Origin of the sequence: Bradyrhizobium sp. JR4.1 (assembly GCF_040548605.1) — a bacterium.
In the GTDB taxonomy this organism is placed as follows: domain Bacteria; phylum Pseudomonadota; class Alphaproteobacteria; order Rhizobiales; family Xanthobacteraceae; genus Bradyrhizobium; species Bradyrhizobium canariense.
Map to the genome: position 1 here is coordinate 1 of NZ_JBEPRY010000024.1, position 23827 is coordinate 23827.

The following is a 23827-nucleotide window of genomic DNA, read 5'->3' on the forward strand; positions in this document are numbered from 1 at the left end:
AAGTGCAAATACGTAGCCCAAGACCAGCATCCGGATCATGAGCACCGGATCAATCGAAGGCCGGCCAGTGTGGGAGTAGAATGGAGCGAGCTCGTCGTGCACCCAACTCAGGTCCAGAAAACCGTCGATTTGCCGTACCAGGTGATCAAACGGCACCACCTTGTCGAGATCAAAGGAGTAAAAGAACTGGCCCTGACCGCTCTCCTGCCGACCTAACATCCGCTGCTCCCGCAAATGCCGCCTCACACCAACGGAATCACGGTTCGCGAGTCGTCTCAACCGGAGTTTTGCAACACAATCCGTCGGTGAGCCGACATTTATGAGCACCCTCAGCCGGAGGGGTTCATCAGGCTAGAGATCAGATTGATGTTCCTCACAAGGCCTGATTGTTCCATCGGCGGAACATAGGCAACAACTTCAGGCGACGACCTCGCGCTTAGAATGGCGGGCTCGTTCGAGATTGTCCCCCGCTTGTGCGGTTGATCTACACACTTACTCTTTAGAAAAAGGCAGGAACATTCCTGCGATTGCCAAGTTTTCCCGATGCCCTTCCCCAAGGGCGACCCCGAGTGGCCCCAGCTCCATGCCCCCCAACATCCCCGCGAGCTGGGGCCCGTTTTTTCTCGAAATTTGGGCTGATAACGGGAACCAAGAACCACTTGTTGAGTTGGGCACCATTCGCCACCGCGCCTCAAATGACGTGGTGCCGACACACGAAGGACCTCAGCTGGCCCAGCTCCGAGCTGAAGTCCTTTCTGTGTCGTGCGCGCATTTTTAAGCCGAATTCGGAACAAATATTCGACCCTTGAATCATTCCATGTCAGCTAAGTGTCGGATGTCCAACCGTGTCGCGCTTAAATCAGTTCGCCCGTGAGGCCGCAGCGGCATTGCTGCGCATGGCAAAAACAACAAAGGATCCCACGGTCGCTGCTGGCTTGGTACAGCGTGCGGCAGACCTGAAAGACCGCACCGGCGAGCTTCCTGCCATTGATGTCGAGGCCATGGCCGAAGAGCCGCCCAAGCCCTTGACGAAGAACTAAGGCTGCCTCGGTGGATGGCGTAGCTGAACAGGCCGCTCTCGACATTGCATAGTCTCGGCATAGTCTCGCCGCCATCTTGGCGCCCAGCTCCTTCTCGACGATTTCGACTGAGTTATCCCACTGCGCGTTCCTGCTCTCCGCCAAGGAGCCCGTCATGTCGAGACTAGCGATCGTATTCGTGTCGGCACTTTCTGTGACCTCTGCTACCGCGCAAAATACTGCGTCCGGACGATCGCACGAGCCGGCCGCTGCCAGCGCGTATGAAACACAGCCTTTCCTATTTGATGGACGGATGCGAGGCGACGGCATGAGGCAGCGAGGGCGTGCCGACAATCGTCACCCCAACGTCGGTGCCATTGACGTGCAACCGAAAGCAAACCAGCCAGGGCGCGAACGATGAGCCCGCGTGCCCGCTTTGATCTGCCCGCCCAGCTGTTCGCCCTGGACGAGGTGATCAGTTGCGCCGGCAATACCTCCAATCGGCCGCTTCCGTTGACGCGATGCAGCTACGTGTTGGTAGATGGGGCCACCGCGGAAATTTGCCGCTGAGCACCGAACCGACGCCTGTGACCCAAGCGGGCATAGCGCACTCCGGCGCGACGTCTGCACCTTAACTCATGGGGAGGTCGATCTCACGCGGCTTGCACTGTCAACTCGCTGACGCGATCTGGTGCATCGAGCATGGCCATGTGCCCAATGTCCGGCAATTCGAACGTGGCCCACGATTTGTCGCTTTTGCAGTCTGCCAGTGCCCTGTCGAAGGCCGGCTGAGGAAATTTCGGCAGGCGGATGTATGTCTTCTTCGCCACTTTTTGGAGCGCTCCGGAAAGCTTGACCTGCTGGAGATAGGTGCCGATCGGATGCGGAGTAACCTTGGACTCGGCGAATACCCGATCGCGTTCGGCAACGACACTGGGCGGATACGTCGGCGATCCACGGACGCCTGCCTCGCCCTTGTCGATGGCCGCCTGTATGCCTTTGCGAACCGGCTCGGCTGCGAAGTCCGCCACCCTTTGTCCATCTGCGGGAATGTAGGCATCAAGCCATACAACCGAGGAGACGCGATCGCCGATGCTTTCGAGCGCGCCCGAGCCTACGAAGCCCGCGTAGGACCACGCCACAAGACAGACGTTGTCGAGACTTTCCCATTTGATCAGGTTGACGACGTCGGCGATGTGGGTGTCCAGATTGACGTCCTTGCTCAGCAAATGCGAGCGCTCGGCTAAACCCGTGAGCGACGGAGCGAACACTTTGTGGCCGCCCTGTTCGAGCCGGTCAATGATCCGGCGCCATATCCAGCCGCCGCAAAAAGCCCCGCTGACAAAGACGAAGGTCTTTCGCGCCGATTGGGCGCGGGCGGCACCAATCACGCTGGATGCCGCTGTTGCCATCAGACCGCTTGCTGCAGCACTGCGAAGCAAGCGGCGGCGACTAACGTGAATTCCTGCCACGACGCGTATCCCTCTCGTGAGGCAATCCGCTACTATGAGTTGTCGATCATAGAGAGTATCCGCCAAAGCGGCAAGGTGGCTCGTGGGGGCGCACCGCCCAGCTCAGAGAGGTCCGCTCAGCGATGCATGGTGCACGTGATTTGCTCAGGCCGAGTTCTTCGCTTCTTGACCCTGAGCGGAAGTCCGAGCCTCAGGATGCCGTTAGCTTGGCTGGGTCTCGGGAATTGTTCTAAGTTGCCGATTTGTTTTCAGGGAGCCTATTCGTGGTGTTTCAGAGCGACCAACTCCACCTGCGAACACTTGTACGGTACTTGCGGAATGAAATTTCCAAGCTTGTGTCGCGGAGGTTATCGTACTTCAGCACCTTCAAACTAGTCGATTTGTCCCGACTGACATACTTTCGTGTTTCACTCCCGACGGACGAGGTGTGGCTGATGTCATTTGGTGCCGGAGGCTCCGAGGTCATACAGTCGATGATGCTCTCGATCGATGAAACCAGGCAAATCTTCCGATCGATCGAGCGCGCGTATGATGATCAAGAATTGGTGGAGATCAAGCTTGGCGATTTGTCATGGAAGACAGACTGTCGGCTCCGGACGAATCCCGACAAAGTCACGATCTCTTTCAAACGTGGTGGGGAGCGAACGCGCGAAGACGTCAGGCGGCAAGACGTAGCCAGGGCACTCGCCGAGTTTCGCAGTCTATTTTGAGCCAAAGGGATGCTGCTAGTGCAGGTCAGCCCGTGGCCCATCAGCGAAGTAGCAGCGCACCTCGTTCAGGTCCACTAAGCGATGCATAGCGGACCAGGTTTGATCAGGTTGAGTTCTTCGCATTTGCCCCGAAGCGGACGTTAACGGTCAGTCTTTCATGCCATCCAGACCGGGATGATCTTTGTAAATGTTGTCCTGAAGCACGGCGTCTATCTGAGAGATGATATCGCCCACCGACATCCTCAAGCTCAGAAACTCATCTGCTGGAGAGGCCTCTTTAGCGAGCGTGAGCGCCAAGGATAACTCCTCAATGACCCGCTCTATGTGCCATTTAAATCGTGCGGCTGATTTCGCGTCCATAGAACCATCTCGCGGGAACAGGGTCTGCCTTGCAAATGGCAGCATACCCATCTCAGTTGTACCACTGAGGGAGCGAGGATCTCTACCATCAGGCGGCGCTCCGATCAGCGCTCCTCGATCGGATGCACTCATTTGCAGGGTGCGATGCTTTGCATCGCCGTCAGCTTGAATCATGTGGACGGGCGGCGCCGATCGTCGCTTTTGGCATGACCGGCACTTCAGCGACACCTTCAGCTTCCAGATCAGCGGATCGCTTGTGCGGCAAGGACGAGCATGATAGCAAAGGCCATCGGGTCAAACACAACCGCCCGACCAGCTTTCGAGCCAAGCGTTGTTTCGCTCCATTATGGAGGTGAAACATGTCTTGCGACAGCACCACTGGCTCAATCGGCACATCCAGCTCAGCCTTCGTTCCTTCTCCAAACCCTGGATGGTTCTGGAAACTCACGCTCGCACTGCTGGACGGCATCACACGGCGCCGCCAATACGACGAGCTTCTCGAACTGGACGACCGGCTTCTCGCGGACATCGGCTTATCGAGAACAATCGTTGGCGAGGCTCGACGGTGTTACTTCTCAGGTTGGCGCGACGATGGGTGATCGTCAAATCCTGTCAATGAGCGGCCACACCTGAGCGTGCGAAGGCGGCGCGTCTGCTTATCCCTGCGGATCAGACGGCCGCCAGGCTCGCGAAAAGGCTGAAGGACTTTTTGACCGCGATCTTTACGCCTCAGAAGTCCAGCTTGTCGCGTACGGCGTCAATTCCGGCTTTCGCGCACGCTTCGTCCGCGTCGCCGCCCGGAGCGCCGGACACGCCGATCGCGCCGACCAGGGAGCCGCCGGCTTCGACGATCAGTCCTCCGGCGATGACGACCGCTCCGGGAAGGTTGCGAATGCCCGCCTGCATCATGCCCGGCTGGCTGATCGCGTTCAGCTCGGTCGTGCTGGTCTTGAACGAGGCGGCTGTCTACGCCTTGCCTGCTGCCGTCGAGGGCGTGTGAGGACCTGCAAAGCGGTCGCGCAACATCACTTGCGTGACGCCGAAGCGATCGACGACGGCAACTGCAACCTGGTATCCACGGGTGCGGCAGTTCGCCAACGCAGCGCGCGCAAGATCGAGCGCCAGTTCCGGACCGAGCGATTTGTAGGCGACCAGACCTTCCTCCGCCCGCAGTGGGCAGATGGACACAATCAGCAGGGCCGTCGCGACCGACAGGCATCGAACGTTCATGGCAATCTCCGGCATAGGTGACCAAACGCCTATTTGGTCTCACCATATGTCAGATCATCGAACAGGGTCACGCTATCTGCCTTGGTCCACAGGCCGATCATGCCGGCGTCCAGAATGGTGGCGTCTTCCACCTCGAACAATTGCTTTCCGTCATAGCTCACCTTGAACCGACGTCCTGCGAAGTCGCAGCGCAGCACGTGCCATTGCCCGGATGACACCGGCGCGCTGACGCCATAGCCGCCTTTGCGACCCACGATCTCAAGCGACATTCGAACGCCCTTGATCGTCTTGTACAGCACGACATTGTCCTCCAGCGCGTTAGCCCGGACCACGTAGTAATTATCGGCATCCTTCGCACGCCAGATAACTCCCGCGGCGCGATCCTCGGAGCCGGCGACGGCCTTGAATTTCACCTCGACAAAGCCGTCGCGGATGGCCGTATCGCGCTTGATGGCGAGGGGAAACGTCGCCCGTCCCGATTGCTTGAGAACGTTCGGCTTGCTGGGCGCCGTCGCCTCGGCCTCCACGGTCCATTTCGGCTGTCCTTTGCCGGTCATCGTCAAGGTCCATCCGTCGGGCGACGTTCCGGCAGCAGCGTTGTCGAAATTCAGGGTCTCGGCCATGGCGTTCCCTCCCACGAATAAAACCAGCATGGATGCCAGCGCAAGCTTGCCCATGAGCTTGTTCATGTGCGTGTCCATGCATCAGCCCTTCGTGCTCGCCGTCTTGTCGAGCGCCGCACGGAGGCCCTCTGCGAGCTTGAGGGCATCGTCGTTGGCCCAGAAGTGCATGAAGAAGAGCCGCGGCTGTTCGTCCAGCATGTGGCTGTGCAGCGCGGTTACCTCGATTCCGTGCGTTCGAAGCGCCAGGATGACCGGGTTCACCTCGTCGCTGGTCAGCACGAAGTCGCCGGTGATGGCCGCCCTGCCCGTGCCCGTCGGTTGGAAATTGATGGCGATCGCGACGCCCATCGCGGCGACGGGAGTCAGCAACATGCCGTCTTCCGTGACGGGGTCGCGCCGCTTCACGTTGAACTGGTAGACGCCGCCATTCGCTTTCCCGTTCACTCCGATGATCTGGTCAAGTTTCGCCGTGTCGAGGTCGATGGCGGGCGGCGGGTTCGCCGGCGCCGTGACCGTCAGCGGGGTTTTGCTTTCGGCCAGGGCATCATGGAGCGCCGAGGCCAGTTTGACGGGATCGCCGTGTCCGGCGACGTGCATGTAGAACGTGGCCGGGCTCGCGCGCAGCAGATGATTGTGCACGGCTGTGATCTCGAGCCCGCTCGCAATCATTTTCGCCATCACGGGATTGATCTCGGTCTCGAGCAGCACGAGGTCGCCCATGATCATTGCGCCACCATGCGCAGGCTTGAACGCGATCCAGCCGCCAAGAGCCAGCGCCGGCTTGATCGCAACCCCGTCCAACGTCACGGAGAGATCGCTGCGGGGAAAGCCGTAACGGCGGACGTCGTCCGAGACGGCGGGCTTGCGGCCCAGGGTCTCGTCCACCTTCTGCCAGTCGGCATCTTGGGCATATGCCGGGACGAATGGACCGAAGCGAAATGCAAGAAGACAGATGCCAATGCCGACCACGGCCGAGATGATTCTTTTCATCGTGCTGCTCCCTAGGCTTAGTTTCGCTCTTTGACCTGACCGCTGCTGTCGACGACCAGCGTCACCGCCTTGCCGTTCTTCACCGCCTTTGCGGTGATACCCTCGGCCGTCGACTTGATGTCGCTGACTTGCGCGTAGCCGGCCGCCTGGATCCTGGCGACGAGTTCCTCCTGCGTCAGAGCGTGCACGCTCGACAGCCCGCCCGCGACCGCAAGCAGCAGAACCGTGCGGAAGATTGTTCGTGTTCGCATGACCATTCTCCTGGTTTGTCCTGCCCCAGGTGAAGTCCGTTTCGCGATCTTGCCCTACGCGATACCCACACGGCGCAAGAGGCGGCGGGCATCGATGCGCACAGCGATGCGACCGGCGCGGACGCCGTGCCGAAAAGTCGAGCCGCTCTGACGGATGAAATCGGGGGTATATGATGACATGCTGCGCCCTTGGTGATCAGGACGCGATGCTTGGGCATGTCGCCTCACGGGGAGATCGCATATCCCCGAGCCCCAAGTAAAAGCCCCCGGGCGGGAGCTGTCAACCGGCGGGAGCTTCGGGCTGCCCACCAAAGCCGCCGGCGAACGTCACGAAGAATTCACTGCTCCGCGGAACCGCGCCAGCCACATCTTGAAACTCGCGGACGGCCCCGCTAGTGTCCTTTGCGTGGGGACAAAGCAGACTCCCCGTGAGGCCTCGGTCCAAGCTCTGCGCAGCACGCCATTCGTGGAGCTTGCGCATGGACACCGAACGACACCCTTCTCACCAACACACCGTCGCCATCCTCTCACGCGGAGACGCTGCCGCGCGCCGCGACGCGACGGCACAAAACAGCCGCTTCGCGCAGCTTTTCGAAGCCCTCGCCGCCGTCGGTATCGCGGCGCGCCCGGCGATCTATGATGAAAGTTTCGCCGAGGACGTCCGTGAACAATTGCTCGGGGTGGACGGCGTGCTCGTCTGGGTCAACCCCATTCAAGACGGTCGGGATCGCGCTGGTCTCGACGCATTGCTGCGCGACGTCGCCGCACGGGGCGTGTGGGTCAGCGCTCATCCCGATGTCATCCTCAAGATGGGCACCAAGGAGGTTCTGTATCGTACCCGCTCGATGGGCTGGGGAAGCGACACCACTCTATATCAAACCGCTGCGGCGATGCGCGCCGAGTTACCGACGCGGCTCGCCGCCGGTCCGCGCGTGATCAAGCGCAACCGGGGCAATGGCGGCCAAGGCGTCTGGAAGGTCGAGAAGCTGCCGGCTTCTCCAATGATAAAGGTGCTGGACGCAACCAGGGATGGCTCCGAGGAACTGACGCTGGATGATTTTCTCCGTCGCTGCGCGGAGTATTTCGAGAACGGCAGCGTGATCGACCAACCATTCCAGCCTCGCTTGAGCGAAGGCGTGTTGCGTTGCTACATGGCGGGCGATCGCTGTGCCGGCTTCGGCTATCACAAGGTCAAAGCCCTGGTGGAGTCGCCGGCCGCGCGTTCCGAGGCCGGACCACGGCTCTATGCGTCCAACGCAGACCCGCGCTTCCAGCGGCTGCGTCGGTTGATGGAGGACGAGTGGACGCCGCAGCTGACGTCGTTGCTGGATATTGCGCAACTTGACCTGCCTGTGATTTGGGACGCCGACTTCATGCTTGGCCCGGTCCGTCCCGACGGGACCGACAGCTATGTCCTGGGCGAGATCAATGTCAGCTCGGTGCATCCTTATCCGGACGAGGCGCCGGCGGAAATTGCAGTGCGGGTTGCCGATCGGCTCCGGCGCAAGCTTTGACACATGCTCACGGTCCGCGCGCTCAAGCGCTTGCACATCTCCGTTTCATTCGACTTGCAGGACGGCGAATGCGTCGCCCTGCAAGGGCCCTCTGGCGTAGGGAAGACCCAACTCCTTCGCTCGATCGCGGATCTCGATCCCAACGAAGGAATGGTCAAACTGGACGGAACGCTCAGGGAGGCGATGCCTGCCCCGGCCTGGCGCAAGCGAGTGACCTATCTCGCCGCCGAACCGGGCTGGTGGTCCGACATCGTGCAAGACCACTTCAGCGGCTGGGATGATGCCTTACCGTTGGTCACGAGACTGGGGTTGCCGCGCAGTTGCGGTCCCTGGCCGATCCAAAGACTTTCGACCGGCGAGCGACAACGGCTGGGGCTGGTGCGGGCGCTGATGCTGAGGTCGCGGGTTCTTCTCCTGGACGAGCCGACATCGGCCCTCGATTCGGCATCGACGGCGGCCGTTGAATCCTTGATCGCGGAACGCATTTCGAATGGAACGAGTGTCGTTTGGAGCACTCACGACAACGCTCAGGCCCGCCGCGTCGGGTCGCGGGTCCTTGTGATGAATGCCGACGGTGGAATCGAGGAAAATCGGCCGTGAGTTACATTCATTTGGCATACGGCGATTTGGTTCTGCCCGCGCTCCTTGTCGTCATGGATGGCGCGCTCTCGCTTGCTCTCCGCCTCAAGCTTGAAAAGCAGCTGGCCATCGCCACCGTGCGGATGGTGCTTCAGCTGATACTCGTCGGATACGTATTGACGTTCCTGTTTGCCGTGGTCTCGCCGCTCTGGACCGCCCTCGCCGCCGTCGCCATGGTTCTCTTCGCATCACGGGAAATCGTCGCTCGGCAAAAGCGACGCCTGCCGGGTATCTGGAGCTATGGCTTAGGGGCGGGATGCATGTTGCTCGCGGCCGGGACCGTCACGATGTTCGCGCTTCTGACGGAGCTACGCCCGGATCCGTGGTATCATCCGCGCTATGCGCTGCCATTGTTGGGCATGATCCTGGGCAACACCATGACGGGAATAAGCCTGGGCCTGGACGTGCTGACGAATAGCCTGGTGCGCGAACGAGCCGCCGTCGAAGCTTGCCTTGCTCTTGGCGGTACCCGCTATCAGGCGTTGCTGCCGGTCCTGCGGGACGCATTGAGAAGCGGCTTCACGCCAATCATGAACAGCATGGCCGCGATCGGCCTTGTCTCTTTGCCGGGGATGATGACCGGTCAAATCCTTGCAGGCGTCGAACCGATCGACGCCGTCAAGTATCAGCTCTTGATTATGTTCTTGATCGCCGGCGGAACGGGATTGGGAACTCTCGCCGCCGTGACGGGAGGCGCTCGCCTTCTCACCGATCATCGACATCGATTGCGCCTCGATCGAATTCTCACTGCCGAGTAGAATTGCGCGACCTCACATCGACTTCGCGCCACCAAGCTGCACCCTCCGAGCCCACAGCAGCGCCAACGGCCCCAACGCAATTCCGGCCGCAAGAACACTGAACGCGAGCAGCCACCCGGTCGCGCTCTGCGGACCGCCGGCTGCGTCGAGCGCGGCGCCGGTTCCCCAGGCGCCGACGGCCGACAGGCCGAAGCCGACCGTCGAATGCAGGGCCAGGGTCGCGCCGCGATGTTCGGACACAGCCGCGGCCGACATGCCGGCGGTCAACGCGCCGGAATCCGCCGGCACGGTCAGGCCATAGACGAGCAGCAGCAGTGCGAGCACCCATGCCGGCGCCGTCGTGTTGAGGCCGATAACCAGCGCCACGCAGGCCGACGCGATCATCACGACCGTGATCGCGCGATGGCGGCCGAATTTCAGCGCGGCCTCGTTGCCGAGGATGCTGGCCGGCATCGAGATCACCGCAAAGCAGAAGCTCAACACGACGGGGCTCAACCACGACGGCGCACCTTGATGCGCGACGACGAAGGTCCAGAACCCGACCAGCCAGGTGCGGATGCCTTAGAGCTCGAAGCAATGGGCGCCGTAGCCGAAGATGTATCCGAGCGCCTCGCGGTTGGCGAAGACAGGCGCGAAGTTCAACAGACGTCCCGCCTTCGGCGCGGGCCGCTGCGCCTGCATCAGAAGGCACGCGACGACCATTGCGATAGGACCGAAGCCGGTGACAAGGAAAGCGGTCCGCCATCCCCAACGGTCGGCGATCACTTGCGCGACCAGGAACGAGAGGCCGACCCCGACCGAGAAGCTCGACGTGTACAGCGTGACGGCGCGCGAGGTGTCGCCAGCCGGAAGCCGGTCTGTCAGCGCCTTCAGGCCCGGCATGTAGGCGCCGGCAAATCCAAGCCCTGCCAGGGACCAGATCGCGGTCGCGGACCAGAATCCTTCCGCGAAGATTCCGAACGCTGCGGTCGCCAGCCCGCTGACGATTGAGCCCCAGATCAGGACGAGCCGTGCGTCGATCCGGTCGGTCAACGTCGTCAGCACGGGCACGGCGAGCATGTAGCCGAACGCGTAACCGCTTGCCATCAAGCCGCCTTCGGACGTCGACAGGCCCCACGCCGGCATCAGATGCTGCGCCAAGTTCGCGGAGAGCGTCACATGCGGCAGCAGATTGCCGACCTGGCCGATGCACATCACCGCGATCAGGGACCGGCCGCTCAGCTTACGAATGCTGTCCTCCCCCCAGCTCGACACGGCGTACCAACCACAATGGGCAACTCTCCGGCTTCTCCTGCAAGACCCAAATTCATGAACAACCGCACCCCGAAGCGCCGGCCTTCTTCGCCGCTTCGTCGGCGGCGCAACACGCCGTTGGTTCCTGCTTCGCCGGCCCACCGCAACATCCTGATCCGCCGGCGGCTTCGAGGCCACCGCGCGTGCAAACGCCGGTCTCCGGCAGCACGAGCTCCAACCTCGCGGCGGCCTCCTTGTCGCCGGCGAGATCGGCCGCGATCGAGCGCACCTGCTCATACCCCGTCATCATAAGAAAGGTCGGCGCGCGGCCATACGACTTCATGCCCGCCATGTAGAACCCCGGCTCATCGTGGGCGAGCTCGCGCGCGCCGTGCGGGCGCACCGTGCCGCAGCTGTGCTCGTTGGGATCGATCAGCGGCGCCAGGGCGACCGGCGCTTCGATGGCGGGATCGAGCCGCAGGCGCAATTCGGACAGGAATGAAAAGTCGGGACGAAAGCCCGTCGAGACGATCAGGTCGTCAACGATCACGCTCCGTCCGCCGCAGCCCGCGCCGGCCGCGATCTCGAGGCGGCCTTCGGAGTCCGACAGTTGCGTGACGACGAATTCGGTTTCGATCCTGATCTTCCCGGAGGCAACGAGCGCAGCGAAGGCGCTGCCGAGCTCGCCGCGTGCAGCGAGCTTGTCATTCCGGCCGCCGCCAAAAGACTTGGCGGGATCGGCGCCCCGCAACAGCCAGATAGCTTGCGTCCCCGGCACTTCCTCGGCGAGATGCACGAGCTCGATCAGTGTGCCCACCGCGGAATGACCGGCGCCGAGCACCGCAACGGTCTTGCCGGCATATCTGGCGCGACCGGCACCCCGGACATCGGGCATGCCATAGGCGATGTGGCCGGCGCATTCACGCTCGCCGATCGCGGGCAGACCATTACCTCCGGCGGGATTGGGCGAGAACCATGTGCCTGACGTATCAATCACGGCATCCGCGCGCAGCACTTCAGGACCTTTGCCGTTCTGGTAGCGGATTTCAAACGGCGCCTGCTCACGTCCCTTCGTCTTCGCCTTGTCGAAGCCGACGCGGCTGATGGCCGAGACGCGGCTGGATGTCCGGATCACCTCGCGCAGTGGCGTTCGCGTCGCAAGCGGCGTCAGATATCGATCGAGCAGTTCGACACCAGTCGGATAGGAGCCCGGGTCCGGCGAATTCCATCCCGTCGGCGCCAGCAGGCGCGCCGCGGCCTTGTCGATGTTATATTCCCACGGTGAGAAGAGCTGGACCTGCTGCCACTGGCGCACCGCGTGCCCCGCTTCGGATCCTGCCTCCAGCACGACGGGTGACATGCCACGCTCCAGGACGTGCGCAGCTGCTGCGAGGCCGACAGGCCCTGCCCCGACGATGGCGACCGTCTTAGCGTTCATTTGGCTTATCCCATATTTCTAGAATCATCGAATAATCTCAGCCAACAAAGATCACGCCGCCGTTTGCGTCGTCTTGCATCCGACTTCGTCTGCGCAGCACTCCGCCGCCAGGAAATCGACCAGACCCCGCATCGCGTCGAAGTTTGCGTGGCAGATCAGCGTCGTCGATTCCCGGACCTGACTGACGAGCCCGACCGAGACCAGGGTCTTGATGTGATGCGACAGCGTCGATGCCGGGATCTTCAGCTTGTCCTGCAACCGACCGACGGGCATGCCGGAGTGTCCGGCCCGGACCAGGGCACGATAAATCTGGAGTCGCGTCCGGTTGCCCAGGGCTTCAAGGCGTGCTGCTGCGTCATCGATCTTCATGCGTGCCACGATGTGCCGGCGGATGCCAAACTGTCAAACCATATTTCTGGAATGTTCGAAATACGGGCTGGGTCGCCCAGGGGGAATTCCGGATTGACGCGCTTCAATTATTTCCATAAGTCTGGATATATGGAAAGGGAAGAAGCTGTCCTCGCGCTCGCCGCCCTGGCCCAGTCGACCCGTCTGGAGGCCTTCCGCGCACTGGTCAGGCACGAGCCTGATGGTCTCGCTGCGGGCGATCTCGCACGGCTGTTGGAGGTCCCTCAGAACACGCTCTCGGCGCATTTGTCGATCCTGACGCGCGCGCGCCTCGTCACCTCCGAGCGGCACAGCCGTTCGATTGTCTACCGCGCCAACCTCACCGAATTCCGCGACGTTGCGGTTTTCCTGCTGCGGGATTGCTGCGGCGGGCGGCCGGAAGTCTGCGAGCCGGTCGTCGAAACCCTGCAAGCCTGCTGCAAGCCAAGACGCAAGGAGCGAAGCCGTGCCTGATCAATTCGATCTTCCGCGCCGCCTCGCGGCCGAGGCGCTCGGTACGGGCATTCTCGTCGCCACGGTGGTCGGCTCCGGCATTATGGCGGAATCCTTGACCAAGGATGTCGCGCTTGCGCTTCTCTGCAACACGCTGCCGACGGGAGCCATTCTGGTTGTCCTGATCACGGTGTTGGGCCCGATCTCCGGCGCGCACTTCAATCCGGCGGTCACGCTGGTCTTCACCGGCAAGCGCGAGCTCCCGGTTAACGAGGCTGGACTTTATGTGGCGGCGCAGATCGCCGGCGGCATTGCGGGAACGATGGCGGCGCATCTGATGTTCGGACTGCCGCTGATCGATCTCTCGACGAAGATGCGAACCGGAGGACCGCAATGGTTCGCCGAAGCCGTCGCCGCTTTCGGTCTGGTCGCGACGATCCTGGCCGGCATCCGGTTTCAGCGGACTGCGATCCCTTGGCTGGTGGGCCTCTACATCACCGCGGCCTATTGGTTCACGGCCTCCACGTCGTTCGCCAATCCGGCCGTGGCCATTGCGAGGTCGCTGACAAACACGTTCTCGGGCATACGTCCCACCGACCTGCCCGGATTCATCCTCGCGGAGCTCTGCGGAGCCTTTGCCGCCATGCTGTTGATGAACTGGCTGCTCGGACGGCCCCAGGCGCGAGGCCCCATCCCAATCGCGGAGACAACCCGATGAGCGTCACGATCTATCACAACCCCGCCTGCGGCACCTCGCGCAACACGCTGGCGATGATCCGGCAGAGCGGCACCGAGCCCGTCGTCGTCGAATATCTGAAGACGCCACCATCCCGCCAAACGCTTGTCGAGCTCATCAAGGCCCTGGGCATCTCCGCTCGCGCGCTGCTGCGCGAGAAAGGCACGCCCTACAAGGAGCTCGGCCTCGACGACCCCAAATGGTCCGACGACGAGCTGATCGACCAGATGCTCGCGCATCCCATCCTGATCAACCGTCCGATCGTGGTGACGCCTAAGGGCACACGCCTGTGTCGTCCCTCGGAAGCCGTCATCGATCTCCTGGACAACCCCGTCGGCCGGTTCGTGAAGGAGGATGGCGAGGTGGTCGAAGCGCGATGATTGCCGACATGGCCTCGCTCGCGTTTGCCTCGACTTAAAATTTCAGGGTCGTGCGCAATCCGAAAACCGAGGCATTTCGCAATGCCCTTCCCGGCAGCGGACTCGCCGGAGCCGTCGCGCCGCCACCGGGATGGACGATGTATTGAAAGTTCGGCTGAACGGTCCAGCCATCCTTGATCTGGTATTGATAGACGGCCGTGAGCAGCCCCTCGAAGCTTCGCACCGGCCAGCGCGGGTCGACCAACCTGGCATAATCGGCGTCGAGCGTCTGGGCCCGCTTTGAGACATGCGCATATCCGGCGGCAATGCCGAACTTGTCGTCGGGGCGCGCATTGCTAAGCCCGATCAGCTCGACGCCGCCATCTGCATAGACATCGACCAGATTACGGTCAGCCGGCGCGCCCGACACGCGTGCGAAAATGCCGATGCCCCGATCGTCGCTGTTCGGCACTCGATAAATCTGCTGCTCGAAGACCGCCCAGGCTCCAATATCGCCCGACAAGAGCCGTGGTTCCCCGCTGCTCATTGGCGCGGCCAGCGAGACGCCGTTGGATGCGAAGCGCTGATCCCCGAACGATCCGAAATGACGCCAGCCACCGACCTTGAACTGGCCGGTCAAGTTCGGGTCACCCTTCCTGTTGTTCCAGGCATATTGGACCTGGCCGAGCAGAAGCGGCGGATCGTTGATCCGGAAATTCACGCCATACCGGTTACGCTCCTGCGGATCGCCGGGACCGGGACCGGCCTGGTCGCCGTCGAAAATCGCGCCAAGGACGGACAACTGGTCCGTCACGTTCAACAGGAGGCGCGCGCCCACGGCCGCCAAGGGCGGCGACGGCCCGCCGCTTGGCAAAGCAAGCGACGTGATCGCCGGCCAGCCCATCGAGGCGTTGGTGAAAACATCCGTGTACTTGGTATTGAAGAACTCGCTGTCGGCCGCCAGCTGCCCGAGCTTGAGCGATAGTTTCTTGTCGCCCCACTGCTTCTCGAAATAGGCCTCGTAGAGTCGCGTTGAGGGCAACGCTTCGATCCCGCTGACGACGAAGAAATTCTGCAGATTCGAGCGCGAGAGGCCGTCGCCGTGGATCTGAAACATGTTGGCGTGAAAGGTCAGCTTGTCGATGCCGACTAGCTTTTCGAAGTCCAGATCGACAGCGAGATTGAGCCTGCCTTCGTAGACCGCACCTTTCTTCAGACCGCCGGTCGGATTTCCGAGCACCTCGCCGATATAGGTGGCCGCAAACTTCACCCCGTACTTTTGCCAGGGGTTCGGCAGCAGCCCGAGCGTTTTCTCCTCGACCGTGCTCTCGCCGGTGTCGGGATCGGCCGGCTTGTCGTCGTCGGTTTTCTTGTCTTCCTGAGCCGAGGACTGGGCAGCCGCGACCAGGCAAGCCGCAACGATCAACGCCCGCATCGAATGCCTGATTGCTTTGGCGGCCACGCTCACCTCCCGAGCAATCAATGACGCACGCCGCAGCCCGACATTCAAGCCGGTCGTCGACCAATGTGAGCCGGCGCGGCAATCCTGTTCCTGCGCTGTGAAGTACCGCAGGCTGAGGGCGGCACTATGTTCACTTTTGCACTTTCGATCGTCAGATCTTCGGGATCTTCGCCCGCTCCACCACGCCGGTCCATTTGCTGATCTCGGTCTCGATCAGCGTCTTCATCTCCTGCGGCGAGCTGCCGCGAACCTCGCCGCCGACGGCGGTCTCCAGACGTTGCTTGAGGTCGGGATCCCTAAGAGCGTCCAACGTCGCCGCATTGAGTGCGGCCATGATGGCAGTCGGCGTTCCCTTCGGCGCCAGCAGGCCGGCCCAGGTGCGCACGTCATATCCCTTGATCCCGGCTTCCTGAACCGTCGGCACGTCGGGCAGCAATGCGGTGCGCGTCGGCGAGGTCACCGCCAGGCCGCGGATCGCACCGCCCTGGATCTGCGCGGCGAGCAGGACCGGGGTGCCGACGATCACCGGAACCTCTCCGCCGAGCAGCGCGGTGACCGCTTGAGAATCGCCGCGATAGGGCACGTGCACGATCTCGACGCCGGCGGCTGCGTTCAACAGCTCTCCTGCCAGATGATGCGTGCTGCCGAAACCGACCGATCCGAAGGAGAGCGCGCCCGGCTTCTGCTTTGCCATGGCGACGAGCTCGCCCAGCGATTTTGCCGGATAATCGCTACGCACGGCAATGACGAGCGCGTAATAGACCAGCGTCGAGATCATCTCGAAGCTCTCGGCCGGCTGGTAGGCGAGGCTCTTGTAGGTCGCCGCGGAAATCGCGTGGGCGCCGGTGACGAGCCCGAGCGTGTAGCCGTCGGGCGCCGCTTTCGCGATGGCATCCGCGGCGATGTTGCCGCCGGCACCGGGCTTGGCCTCGACGATGATCGGTTGTCCGAGCTTCTTCGAGAGCCCGTCGGCGATGATGCGCGACAGCGTGTCGGCCGCGCCGCCGGCGGCAAATCCATGCAGCAGCCGGATCGGGCGCGACGGATAATTGTCCGCCGACGCCGAAGTGATTGCTAAAAAACCGCCAAACAGAAAAATCGCCGCAGCAAGCCGCTTCATCCGTCGCATGAATGCGTCCTCCCTTTTGGATTATTCTATCGTTGGCCGCGACGAGGCGGCGTTCTTCAAGTCGAACTCGAATCCGCTAGCGGGCGAACTCCGTGCATTCAGGCGATGGCGGCATGCCCCAGACGTCGCGCGGCAGGCCGACCCAGACTTTTGGCCGCTGCGGTCGATCGCGATGCCAGGGACGCGGCTCGAAATAGCCGAGCGCCTCGTCGGTCATGCGGTCGAGATCGAAGAACAGCTCGACCACATGCCCGTCGGGATTGCGGTGATAGATCGCCGTGTTATGGCCGGGGCCATGACGAACCGGCCCCCAGAGAACCGGCAGCTTGTGTCGCGCAAGATGATCGCAGGCTTCGTGCATATGGGCGGCACCACGCAGCTCGAACGCGATATGATGCAGGCCACGGACGGGCGCGCGGGCGAAGTTCAGCGTGTGATGTTCGAAGCCGCTGCGCATGAAGACGAAGCGATCCTCGATCCAGTCGGAAACCCGCAGGCCCATCATGTTCGCGTAGAACTCAGAGGCCGCGCGCGGATCGGGCGTACCAAGCGCGACATGGCCGAGCTTGCTGACGGCAAGCGCTCCGATCCGCTCCTGCGCGGGTGTCGGCGTCCAGCCCTGGATCAGCTCGAAGCGCGTGCCTTCGGGATCGCTGAACGATAGCCGCCTCGAAACGCCAGGCAGTGGATCGCTCTGAAGTTCCGGCCGCAGATCGGCCTGCTTCAGCGCGGCGCCGAGCGCCTCGATCTGGACATCAGGAGATATCTCGAAGGCGATGCTCGTCAGTGCCGGGGCGCCGGGTTCGATCACCAGCAAAAGCTGCTCGGAATCGTTGGCGAGGAAGATGCGGCTGCCGTCGCGGCCGACGAGGCCAAGACCGATCACGGCGCGGTAATAGTCGAGCAGCCGCTCGGGATCGGGCGAGGCAAAGCTCGCGTGCCGGAGCCGGGTGAAACGTGCAATGGGTGCTTGTGTCGTCATCGTGCAATCCACCCCCTCATGGCGTCATGATTATCTTGCCGAGCGCCGAGCCCTGCTCGAGCAGCGTGTGGGCCTGCCTGACCTCGTCGAGCTTCACGACCGCCGAGATCGCGGGCTTGATCGCATTGCGGCTCAGCGCATCGATCACGCTGCGCATGAGCGCGCGACGCTCGTCGCGATCGTGGTCGTAGATGTGGAAGGAGAAGCAGCGTATCGCCGGGCAGATGTCGAGATGGTCGCGCATCGCCGCCATCAGGTTTTCCTCCGGCAATCCGGCGAAGGCGTTGTACGACAGCAGCGTCCCCCATTTGCCGAGCGCGCCGAGATAGCCGGTGAACTCGGGCCCACAGACGTGATCGAGCACGAGGCCAACGCCCTCGCCATTGGTCAGCTCGCGGGTCCGCGCCACCACGTCTTCGCGGCGGTAGTAGATGACATGATCGGCGCCGTTGCCCCGCGCAAATGCGGCCTTCTCTTCGGTGGAGACCGTGCCGATGACTTTCATCTGCGCGAGCTTGGCGAGCTGCACCAGCGCGGTACCGACACCACCCGCCGCCCCGATCACCAGCACGCTCGCCGGTGCGCGCGGATGGCGGCACTCGTGCAGCAGCGCGTAGGCGACCTGGTAGTTCGACAGGCACACGGCCGCTTGCAGATCGACATTGTCGGGCAGCGCATGAATGGCGTCGGCGGGCGCGACCACATAGTCGGCGTAGCAGCCGCCGCGCTGCGACAGGTCGCGTGCGCTCAGCAGCACCTTCTGGCCGACCGCAAACCCCTCGACGCCAGACCCGAGCGCGGCAATGCGGCCGGCGACGTCGTTGCCGGGATTAGCCGGCAGCGGCGGCATCCATTTGTAGACGCCACGCCGGATCAGCACATCGGGCTGCCCCACCCCGAATGCTTCGGCGCGGATCTGCACCTGGCCGGGTCCGGGCATAGGCACCGGAAGCTCGACCAGTTCGAGTGCATCCGGCCCACCCGGCTGACGCACCAGCACCGCTCTCATGATGTCACACGCCTCCCAAGCCATATTTTCGAAAATAATACCGTTTACGAAAATTATTGCAAGATGGTCGTTGGCGCGGCATGTTGAGCCATCGATTCAATGACAGAAACCATGTCCGAAAGCGCCATTCGCCCCCGCAAGGAATTCGGAAAGACCGTTGCCGCCGACATCACTCATCGGCTGCGCGAGGAGATCATTGCCTGCGGCCTGGCGCCGGGCGAGCCGCTGCGATTCGACGTGCTGCGCGAACGATTCGGCGTCAGTTTCACGACGCTGCGCGAGGCACTGACGGCGCTTACCGCCGAAGGTCTGGTCGACGCGCAGGAGCAGCGCGGGTTTCGCGTGGCGCCGGTCAGCCGTCAGGACCTGGTAGAAGTCACCGATGCGCGGGTGCTGATCGAGGTGGAATTGATCCGCCGCGCGATCGAGAGGGGCGACGACGACTGGGAGATCGCCGTCATCTCGACCCTCCACAGATTGAAGCGAATCGAGCAGCGCGATCCCGAACATCCGTTGCGCGATCCCGAATGGAAGATCGCCCACCGCCAATTCCACCAGGCGCTGGTGTCCGCCTGCGGCTCCGCGACACTGCTCGCCATTCGCGCCGATCTGTTCGATCGCGCCGAGCGCTATCGGCATCTGTCGGCCAATTTCCGGCCGCGCCCACGTGACAAGGCCGGCGAGCACCAGGCGATCATGCAGGCCGCCATCTCGCGCAATCCGGATCTCGCGGTGCAACTGATCGAGGCACATATCCGCTCGACCGCCGACAACGTCGCGACGTACGCCGCGCACCTGCTCGATACCGAATAGGCTGCACCGGCTTTTTATCGCCCTGGGCTTGCGTCACGACGTATTTTCGAAAATAATAGATAAAATCGAAAATGCCAACCTTTGGGGCGAAACCATGAAACTACTGTCATTTCTGGACGGAAATCGGGAAAGCTGGGGCGCCGTTGTCGAAAATGGCGTCGTGGATCTCGGCCGCGCCCTGCCCCAATACCCTGTTCTCGCGGACTTCCTCGGCAGCGATGATTATGCGCGGCGCGAGGCCATCGTCGCCGGGCACAAGCCCACGATGGCGCTCAGTGACGTCAAATATCTGCCGGTGATCCCGCGTCCGGAGAAGATCGTCTGCGCCGTGCGCAATTATCTCGACCACCACAATGAAGCCGTGGCGTTCGGGATGAAGCGTGAGATCACGGAGTTTCCGCCGATCTTCCTCCGGGTCTGGCGCTCCCAGGTCGCGCACAACGCGCCGGTAGTCCGGCCAAAAGTCTCGGACAATTTCGACTGGGAGGGCGAGCTGGCCGTCGTCATCGGCAAGGGTGGCCGTCACATCAGCCAGGCCGACGCCTGGGATCACGTGGCGGGCTATTCGATCTACAACGACGTCAGCGTGCGTGACTGGCAGCGTCACGCCCAGCAGATCGCCTCCGGCAAGAACTTCGTCGGCACCGGCCCGTTCGGTCCCTGGCTGGTCACGCCGGACGAGATCGGCGATCCCACCAAATTGAAGCTCGAGACGCGCGTCAACGGTGCGGTGGTGCAATCCTCCGACACCTCGATGCTGATCTTCTCGATCCCGCGGCTGATCGAGTACAGCTCGACCATCTTCGACCTCGTCCCCGGCGACGTCATTGCCACCGGCACGCCGGCCGGCGTCGGCTTCACCCGCAAGCCGCCGGTCTTCCTCAAGCCCGGCGACGTGGTCGAGGTCGAGATCGAGAACATCGGCGTGCTGCGCAATCCCGTCGTCGACGAAGCATAGAGCCAGCGCATGTCGTCCCAAGATTTGTCGCCTCAAGACGCGTCCCAAGACATCTCCCATGACATCCGCAAGACCGCGCTCAGCGTCGAGACGATCTGGCACGAGCGCGGCCCCCGCCTGGAGAAGCCGCTGCTGGTCGGAACGGCCATCGCGGTCATCCGCAATCCGTTTTCGGGCCGCTTCGAACCCGACCTGATGCCGTTTCAGGCATCCTTGCGCGAGCTCGGGCGCGAGCTCGCGACACGGCTGATCGCGCAGCTCGGCGGTGCCGCGCAGATCGAAGCCTATGGCAAGGGCATCATCGTCGGCGAGGATGGCGAGCTCGAGCACGGCGCGGTCTGGCACGAGGCCGGCGGCCAGGGCATGCGCGAGGTGCTCGGTCAGCCCAAGGCGATCGTTCCGGCGGCGAAGACCATCGGCGGTCCGGGCACGCGGCTCATGGTTCCGCTCGGGCACATTCACGCCGCCTATGTCCGCAGCCATTTCGGCACCGCGGAGATGACGCTGTGGGATTCATCACGGCGCGACGAGATCGCCTTCGGGCTCGTGATGGCGACCGGCGGCCGGCCTCACGCGCGCATCGGCGGCCTTGCGGCATCCGCGATCTCCGTGCACGACGGACAGCGCTGACGGGCGCACGATGCGCTGAAGGATTTTGTCGGCAACCTGCCGAAGCAGCGCGCTTGACCGACGCAATCAAGGGCCGGCGCGCTGCCGTAAAACGATCAACCCTTGAAACGATCAGCCTTTGGAGACGACCGCGCGGCCGTAGGGCGGCTGACCCGCGACCGGCGGGTTGGCGGTCTGGGCGGCGAGCTCGCCGATGAGGCGGTCGGCATCGGCGGCCATGCCGTCGGGCGCCTGGATCACCAGCCGCTCCAGACCCCAGCGATAGGATGAGACGCGCTGCTCGAGGCACTGCTGCACCCACTGGATGATCAGCGAATTCTCCTGCATGCGCTCGATCGCGTCCTCTTTCTCCTGCGGCGAGAGGGAAGAGACACGCGCCATGCTGGCATTGCGCTTCTTGTCGAGGTCGATGACGCGGATCGCGGAGGCGAAGAACGGCTCGAAGCGGGTGATGTCGTTGCGCACGTCCTCCATCAGCTGTGTATAGCGCGAAGAATGCGAACGGTGCGGCTCGTCGATCAGCGTGCGACCGTACATGGTGCGGTCGAACACGATCTTTTGCCGCCAGGGCGAGGGCAGCGCCTTGTAGTCGCCGAACACGCTCTTCCAGGCGGGCCGCGACAATGGCGGCTCTATCAGGGGATAGGCGAGGTCGCGAAGCTGGCGCTCCTCGTCGGTGAGCTGGAATTGGGATGGCTTCAGGCCAACGCTGGAGGTGACTTCCGCGCCCAGCCAGCGATGCATGTCGTCGCTGCGCATGTCGGCGCGGGTGCGGCCGAAATCGCCGCCGCTACAGGCGGCAAGCGTCGCACCCAGCACTGCGAGCATGATGGCCGTTACGACGGGCCGGATCTGGCGGAGGTTCTCCGGCATTACAAAGGCCGAAGGCTAACGGCGACGACGACGGCGCCCCGGCGCTGTGCCCTGCTCCGGCCCGTGATCGCCGCTTGGCTCGTCGCTCTCGCGCTCGATGCGGATCACGGGAAGGATCAAAATCGTGCCCATGTCCGCGCGCGGAGCCACGTCCCCCGACGCGCTCACCCGGCGACCGGCCGGAAATTCGATGATGGTCCCCATATCAGCTCTCTTCAATTGCCGCGCGACCCGGCGCGCCTCTGCAACATGCATTCATTAAGATCAGTTCATGGTTAACGGGGTGTAAACGTGCCGGCGGGACCGTAACCGCACGGGCGCGACCCGCCGTCCCGTTGCGGCACGAGAACGCTTCAAAGCAAGCGTTCGGCTTCACGCCTCGTTTTCCTTAACGAGCCTTTAAAGGAGCCCGCGATAGGCTGGCGGCGAGTATCTCTTCCAGGTCGCGTATCTCTCCATGACCAAGTCGTTGTTTCCAGGATTCGACGGGCTGATGACCCTCTCCCGTCGCGAAGGCGTCGATGTTCGTCCGACACTGCTGCGCGTGCTGACCGACCTCTATGTCCAGTCGAGCACCCATAGCGACGACGAGCAGCGCCAGTTCGTCGAGCTCGCCACACGACTGATCGACCAGGTCGACGACGCGACGCGCGCGGCCGTCAAGGCCCGGCTTGCGATCTATCCGTCGACGCCCGCCCCGATCATGCAGAAGCTCGGACTGTCGGCCGCGCAGGAGGGCCGCAGGGTTCCGCTCGCGCGCGAAATCCCGGCGCCCGCCGCTGCCCCGCCTCCCGCCCCCTTGCCGGTTCGCACGCCAACCGACGCCGAGCTGCGCATGGCCTCGAACATGGCGATGCAGCCAAAGGACGCGGCCGAGATCTACGACATGTTCTTCCGCGCCGGCACCGCCGAGCGCGCGCTGATCCTGCACAATCTGGCGGAGACCCCGCTGAAGGCCGCGCCGCGGATTCCGACCGTGCGCGCCAAGCGCGCGATCCAGATCCTCGAGATGGCGGCGATCGCGGGCGATGTCGAGAATTTCAGCTTCGAGCTCGGCGACAGCCTGATCCTGCCCTCGCGCGTCGCAGCCCAGATCGTCGACGATGCAAGCGGCGAAGCGCTCGCGGTCGCCGCGCGCGCGCTCGATATGCCGAGCCCGGTGTTTCAGCGCATCCTGCTGTTCTTCAAGCCGGAGATCGGCAACTCCGTGACCGACGTGTACCGGCTGTCGCGTCTTTACGATCGCCTCAGCGACCGCGCAGCGCTGGTGATGCTGGCTGCCTGGCGCGGCTCGACGCTCGCCGTCACCCGCGCCAAGTACCAGCCGTCGCTGCATGACAGCGAGCGCCAGCGCGCGCGTGCGGGCGCAAGCCAGACACGCCCGGGCGTGCAGCCCGGCTCCGCGCCTGCGGTGCGGACGGGGACTGACGGATCGGATCGTTAGGTCTTCGCCAGCTCGAGAAAATGCCGCCCGGCGCGGTCTTCGGTCTCGACGATCCAGATGTCGGAGTCGAAGCGGATCTCCTTGGTCAGGCGCTCCTCCACCGCAGGCTCCGGCATCGGCTGCGGCGCAAACGGCACGAAGAAGCGATCGACCGGCCGGCCGTCGTCATAAGAGGTCTGCGGCGCCGGCACATAGAGCATCGCATTGCCGTCAAGCAGCGAGATCTTCACGAACACCGCACCCGCCTCCTCCGCACCGCGACGACGCACCGCGCCGTACACGCCCTCGGTCTGGCACCGGCGCAGATAGGCTGAGACCCAGATGTTTGATTTCAAACGCATGGTGGCCACGATAG

The 23827-nt window shown here is 63.1% G+C and carries 29 protein-coding genes and 2 pseudogenes; 13 read left to right on the forward strand and 18 right to left on the reverse strand.

What is annotated here, in order from left to right:
- A partial coding sequence (locus ABIB90_RS32745; RefSeq protein ID WP_502918252.1) for a transposase occupies positions 1 to 219 on the reverse strand: 219 nt, incomplete at its 3' end.
- A 626-nt stretch (positions 220 to 845) separates the two neighbouring features.
- Between ABIB90_RS32745 and ABIB90_RS32750 the strand changes: the two genes are divergently transcribed.
- Positions 846 to 1040, forward strand: a complete 195-nt coding sequence (locus tag ABIB90_RS32750) for a hypothetical protein (RefSeq protein ID WP_007593453.1) — start codon at positions 846 to 848, stop codon at positions 1038 to 1040.
- Between the two features lie 632 nt (positions 1041 to 1672).
- Here the strand turns inward: ABIB90_RS32750 and ABIB90_RS32755 are convergent.
- A complete protein-coding gene (locus tag ABIB90_RS32755; RefSeq protein ID WP_354169425.1) occupies positions 1673 to 2431 on the reverse strand; it encodes an alpha/beta fold hydrolase in 759 nt (252 codons plus the stop codon).
- Between the two features lie 494 nt (positions 2432 to 2925).
- Between ABIB90_RS32755 and ABIB90_RS32760 the strand changes: the two genes are divergently transcribed.
- Positions 2926 to 3201 (forward strand): hypothetical protein, encoded by a 276-nt coding sequence (locus tag ABIB90_RS32760; protein WP_354169427.1) that lies wholly within the window; start codon positions 2926 to 2928, stop codon positions 3199 to 3201.
- Between the two features lie 147 nt (positions 3202 to 3348).
- Here the strand turns inward: ABIB90_RS32760 and ABIB90_RS32765 are convergent, their stop codons facing one another.
- Both ABIB90_RS32765 and ABIB90_RS32770 read right to left on the reverse strand, forming a co-directional pair.
- A complete protein-coding gene (locus ABIB90_RS32765) occupies positions 3349 to 3735 on the reverse strand; it encodes a hypothetical protein (RefSeq protein WP_245285890.1) in 387 nt (128 codons plus the stop codon).
- Positions 3722 to 4009 carry a hypothetical protein gene (locus ABIB90_RS32770; RefSeq protein WP_219684902.1) on the reverse strand — a complete coding sequence of 96 codons (288 nt, stop codon included), beginning with the start codon at positions 4007 to 4009 and terminating at the stop codon, positions 3722 to 3724. Before ABIB90_RS32770 ends, ABIB90_RS32765 begins: the two co-directional genes overlap by 14 nt.
- Here ABIB90_RS32770 and ABIB90_RS32775 point away from each other — a divergent pair.
- Complete coding sequence (locus tag ABIB90_RS32775; RefSeq protein ID WP_219684855.1) at positions 3921 to 4160, forward strand: YjiS-like domain-containing protein; 240 nt, start codon at positions 3921 to 3923, stop codon at positions 4158 to 4160. The two genes, ABIB90_RS32770 and ABIB90_RS32775, sit on opposite strands and share 89 nt — an antisense overlap.
- Before the next feature lie 130 nt (positions 4161 to 4290).
- Here the strand turns inward: ABIB90_RS32775 and ABIB90_RS32780 are convergent.
- The 4 genes and pseudogenes from ABIB90_RS32780 to ABIB90_RS32795 form a co-directional block, all read right to left on the reverse strand.
- Positions 4291 to 4791: pseudogene (locus ABIB90_RS32780) on the reverse strand (GlcG/HbpS family heme-binding protein).
- Between the two features lie 29 nt (positions 4792 to 4820).
- Complete coding sequence (locus ABIB90_RS32785; RefSeq protein WP_354169430.1) at positions 4821 to 5480, reverse strand: hypothetical protein; 660 nt, start codon at positions 5478 to 5480, stop codon at positions 4821 to 4823.
- 15 nt (positions 5481 to 5495) lie between these two features.
- The gene (locus tag ABIB90_RS32790) at positions 5496 to 6404 is read right to left on the reverse strand and encodes a DUF1259 domain-containing protein (RefSeq protein WP_354202160.1); all 909 of its coding nucleotides are present in this window, start codon (positions 6402 to 6404) and stop codon (positions 5496 to 5498) included.
- A gap of 17 nt (positions 6405 to 6421) precedes the next feature.
- Positions 6422 to 6655, reverse strand: coding sequence for a hypothetical protein (locus tag ABIB90_RS32795; RefSeq protein WP_007593473.1), 234 nt, complete (start codon positions 6653 to 6655; stop codon positions 6422 to 6424).
- Positions 6656 to 7134: 479 nt separating this feature from the next.
- Between ABIB90_RS32795 and ABIB90_RS32800 the strand changes: the two genes are divergently transcribed.
- The 3 genes from ABIB90_RS32800 to ABIB90_RS32810 are packed head-to-tail and all read left to right on the forward strand — an operon-like array spanning position 7135 to position 9566.
- Positions 7135 to 8169 carry a Cj0069 family protein gene (locus tag ABIB90_RS32800; RefSeq protein ID WP_354169434.1) on the forward strand — a complete coding sequence of 345 codons (1035 nt, stop codon included), beginning with the start codon at positions 7135 to 7137 and terminating at the stop codon, positions 8167 to 8169.
- A 3-nt stretch (positions 8170 to 8172) separates the two neighbouring features.
- The gene (locus tag ABIB90_RS32805; protein ID WP_354127460.1) at positions 8173 to 8769 is read left to right on the forward strand and encodes an ABC transporter ATP-binding protein; all 597 of its coding nucleotides are present in this window, start codon (positions 8173 to 8175) and stop codon (positions 8767 to 8769) included.
- Entirely contained in the window at positions 8766 to 9566 is an 801-nt protein-coding gene (locus ABIB90_RS32810) for an ABC transporter permease (protein WP_007593487.1), read from the forward strand. The genes ABIB90_RS32805 and ABIB90_RS32810 overlap by 4 nt, the downstream gene beginning before the upstream one ends.
- 12 nt (positions 9567 to 9578) lie before the next feature.
- Here ABIB90_RS32810 and ABIB90_RS32815 read toward each other — a convergent pair.
- From ABIB90_RS32815 to ABIB90_RS32825, 3 genes and pseudogenes are all read right to left on the reverse strand, one after another.
- Positions 9579 to 10760: pseudogene (locus ABIB90_RS32815) on the reverse strand (MFS transporter).
- A gap of 112 nt (positions 10761 to 10872) precedes the next feature.
- Positions 10873 to 12237, reverse strand: a complete 1365-nt coding sequence (locus ABIB90_RS32820; RefSeq protein WP_354169437.1) for an NAD(P)-binding domain-containing protein — start codon at positions 12235 to 12237, stop codon at positions 10873 to 10875.
- 51 nt (positions 12238 to 12288) lie between these two features.
- On the reverse strand, positions 12289 to 12606 hold the full coding sequence (locus ABIB90_RS32825; RefSeq protein WP_007593490.1) for an ArsR/SmtB family transcription factor: 318 nt from the start codon (positions 12604 to 12606) through the stop codon (positions 12289 to 12291).
- Positions 12607 to 12735: 129 nt separating this feature from the next.
- Here ABIB90_RS32825 and ABIB90_RS32830 point away from each other — a divergent pair, with 129 nt between their 5' ends.
- Genes ABIB90_RS32830 through arsC form a run of 3 tightly spaced genes read left to right on the forward strand, consistent with a single transcriptional unit; the run spans position 12736 to position 14193 of the window.
- Positions 12736 to 13098, forward strand: coding sequence for an ArsR/SmtB family transcription factor (locus tag ABIB90_RS32830; protein WP_354169439.1), 363 nt, complete (start codon positions 12736 to 12738; stop codon positions 13096 to 13098).
- The gene (locus ABIB90_RS32835; protein ID WP_354202161.1) at positions 13091 to 13795 is read left to right on the forward strand and encodes an aquaporin; all 705 of its coding nucleotides are present in this window, start codon (positions 13091 to 13093) and stop codon (positions 13793 to 13795) included. The genes ABIB90_RS32830 and ABIB90_RS32835 overlap by 8 nt, the downstream gene beginning before the upstream one ends.
- On the forward strand, positions 13792 to 14193 hold the full coding sequence (gene arsC, locus ABIB90_RS32840; protein WP_354169443.1) for an arsenate reductase (glutaredoxin): 402 nt from the start codon (positions 13792 to 13794) through the stop codon (positions 14191 to 14193). The genes ABIB90_RS32835 and arsC overlap by 4 nt, the downstream gene beginning before the upstream one ends.
- Before the next feature lie 34 nt (positions 14194 to 14227).
- Here arsC and ABIB90_RS32845 read toward each other — a convergent pair whose 3' ends face one another.
- The 4 genes from ABIB90_RS32845 to ABIB90_RS32860 form a co-directional block, all read right to left on the reverse strand.
- On the reverse strand, positions 14228 to 15634 hold the full coding sequence (locus tag ABIB90_RS32845) for a carbohydrate porin (RefSeq protein WP_502917021.1): 1407 nt from the start codon (positions 15632 to 15634) through the stop codon (positions 14228 to 14230).
- Between the two features lie 151 nt (positions 15635 to 15785).
- Positions 15786 to 16763: a tripartite tricarboxylate transporter substrate binding protein gene (locus ABIB90_RS32850; RefSeq protein WP_219684860.1), complete on the reverse strand. Its 978-nt coding sequence runs from the start codon at positions 16761 to 16763 to the stop codon at positions 15786 to 15788.
- A gap of 76 nt (positions 16764 to 16839) precedes the next feature.
- On the reverse strand, positions 16840 to 17745 hold the full coding sequence (locus ABIB90_RS32855; protein WP_354202162.1) for a VOC family protein: 906 nt from the start codon (positions 17743 to 17745) through the stop codon (positions 16840 to 16842).
- 16 nt (positions 17746 to 17761) lie between these two features.
- On the reverse strand, positions 17762 to 18754 hold the full coding sequence (locus ABIB90_RS32860) for a zinc-dependent alcohol dehydrogenase family protein (RefSeq protein ID WP_354202163.1): 993 nt from the start codon (positions 18752 to 18754) through the stop codon (positions 17762 to 17764).
- A 111-nt stretch (positions 18755 to 18865) separates the two neighbouring features.
- On the opposite strand from ABIB90_RS32860, the gene ABIB90_RS32865 reads away from it, so the two are divergent.
- The 3 genes from ABIB90_RS32865 to ABIB90_RS32875 all read left to right on the forward strand — a co-directional run bounded on the left by ABIB90_RS32865 (position 18866) and on the right by ABIB90_RS32875 (position 21155).
- Positions 18866 to 19567 (forward strand): GntR family transcriptional regulator, encoded by a 702-nt coding sequence (locus tag ABIB90_RS32865; protein ID WP_219684863.1) that lies wholly within the window; start codon positions 18866 to 18868, stop codon positions 19565 to 19567.
- 94 nt (positions 19568 to 19661) lie between these two features.
- Positions 19662 to 20525: a fumarylacetoacetate hydrolase family protein gene (locus ABIB90_RS32870; protein WP_035995055.1), complete on the forward strand. Its 864-nt coding sequence runs from the start codon at positions 19662 to 19664 to the stop codon at positions 20523 to 20525.
- Positions 20526 to 20534: 9 nt separating this feature from the next.
- Complete coding sequence (locus ABIB90_RS32875) at positions 20535 to 21155, forward strand: amino acid synthesis family protein (protein WP_354202164.1); 621 nt, start codon at positions 20535 to 20537, stop codon at positions 21153 to 21155.
- 111 nt (positions 21156 to 21266) lie between these two features.
- On the opposite strand, the gene ABIB90_RS32880 is transcribed toward ABIB90_RS32875, so the two are convergent.
- Both ABIB90_RS32880 and ABIB90_RS32885 read right to left on the reverse strand, forming a co-directional pair.
- Complete coding sequence (locus ABIB90_RS32880) at positions 21267 to 22028, reverse strand: hypothetical protein (RefSeq protein ID WP_219684865.1); 762 nt, start codon at positions 22026 to 22028, stop codon at positions 21267 to 21269.
- A gap of 15 nt (positions 22029 to 22043) precedes the next feature.
- Positions 22044 to 22232, reverse strand: a complete 189-nt coding sequence (locus tag ABIB90_RS32885; protein WP_007593508.1) for a hypothetical protein — start codon at positions 22230 to 22232, stop codon at positions 22044 to 22046.
- 253 nt (positions 22233 to 22485) lie between these two features.
- On the opposite strand from ABIB90_RS32885, the gene ABIB90_RS32890 reads away from it, so the two are divergent.
- Positions 22486 to 23472: a DUF2336 domain-containing protein gene (locus tag ABIB90_RS32890; protein ID WP_354202165.1), complete on the forward strand. Its 987-nt coding sequence runs from the start codon at positions 22486 to 22488 to the stop codon at positions 23470 to 23472.
- Here ABIB90_RS32890 and ABIB90_RS32895 read toward each other — a convergent pair.
- Positions 23469 to 23813, reverse strand: a complete 345-nt coding sequence (locus tag ABIB90_RS32895) for a DUF1491 family protein (protein WP_007593522.1) — start codon at positions 23811 to 23813, stop codon at positions 23469 to 23471. The genes ABIB90_RS32890 and ABIB90_RS32895 overlap by 4 nt on opposite strands.
- Between the last annotated feature and the right edge of the window lie 14 nt (positions 23814 to 23827).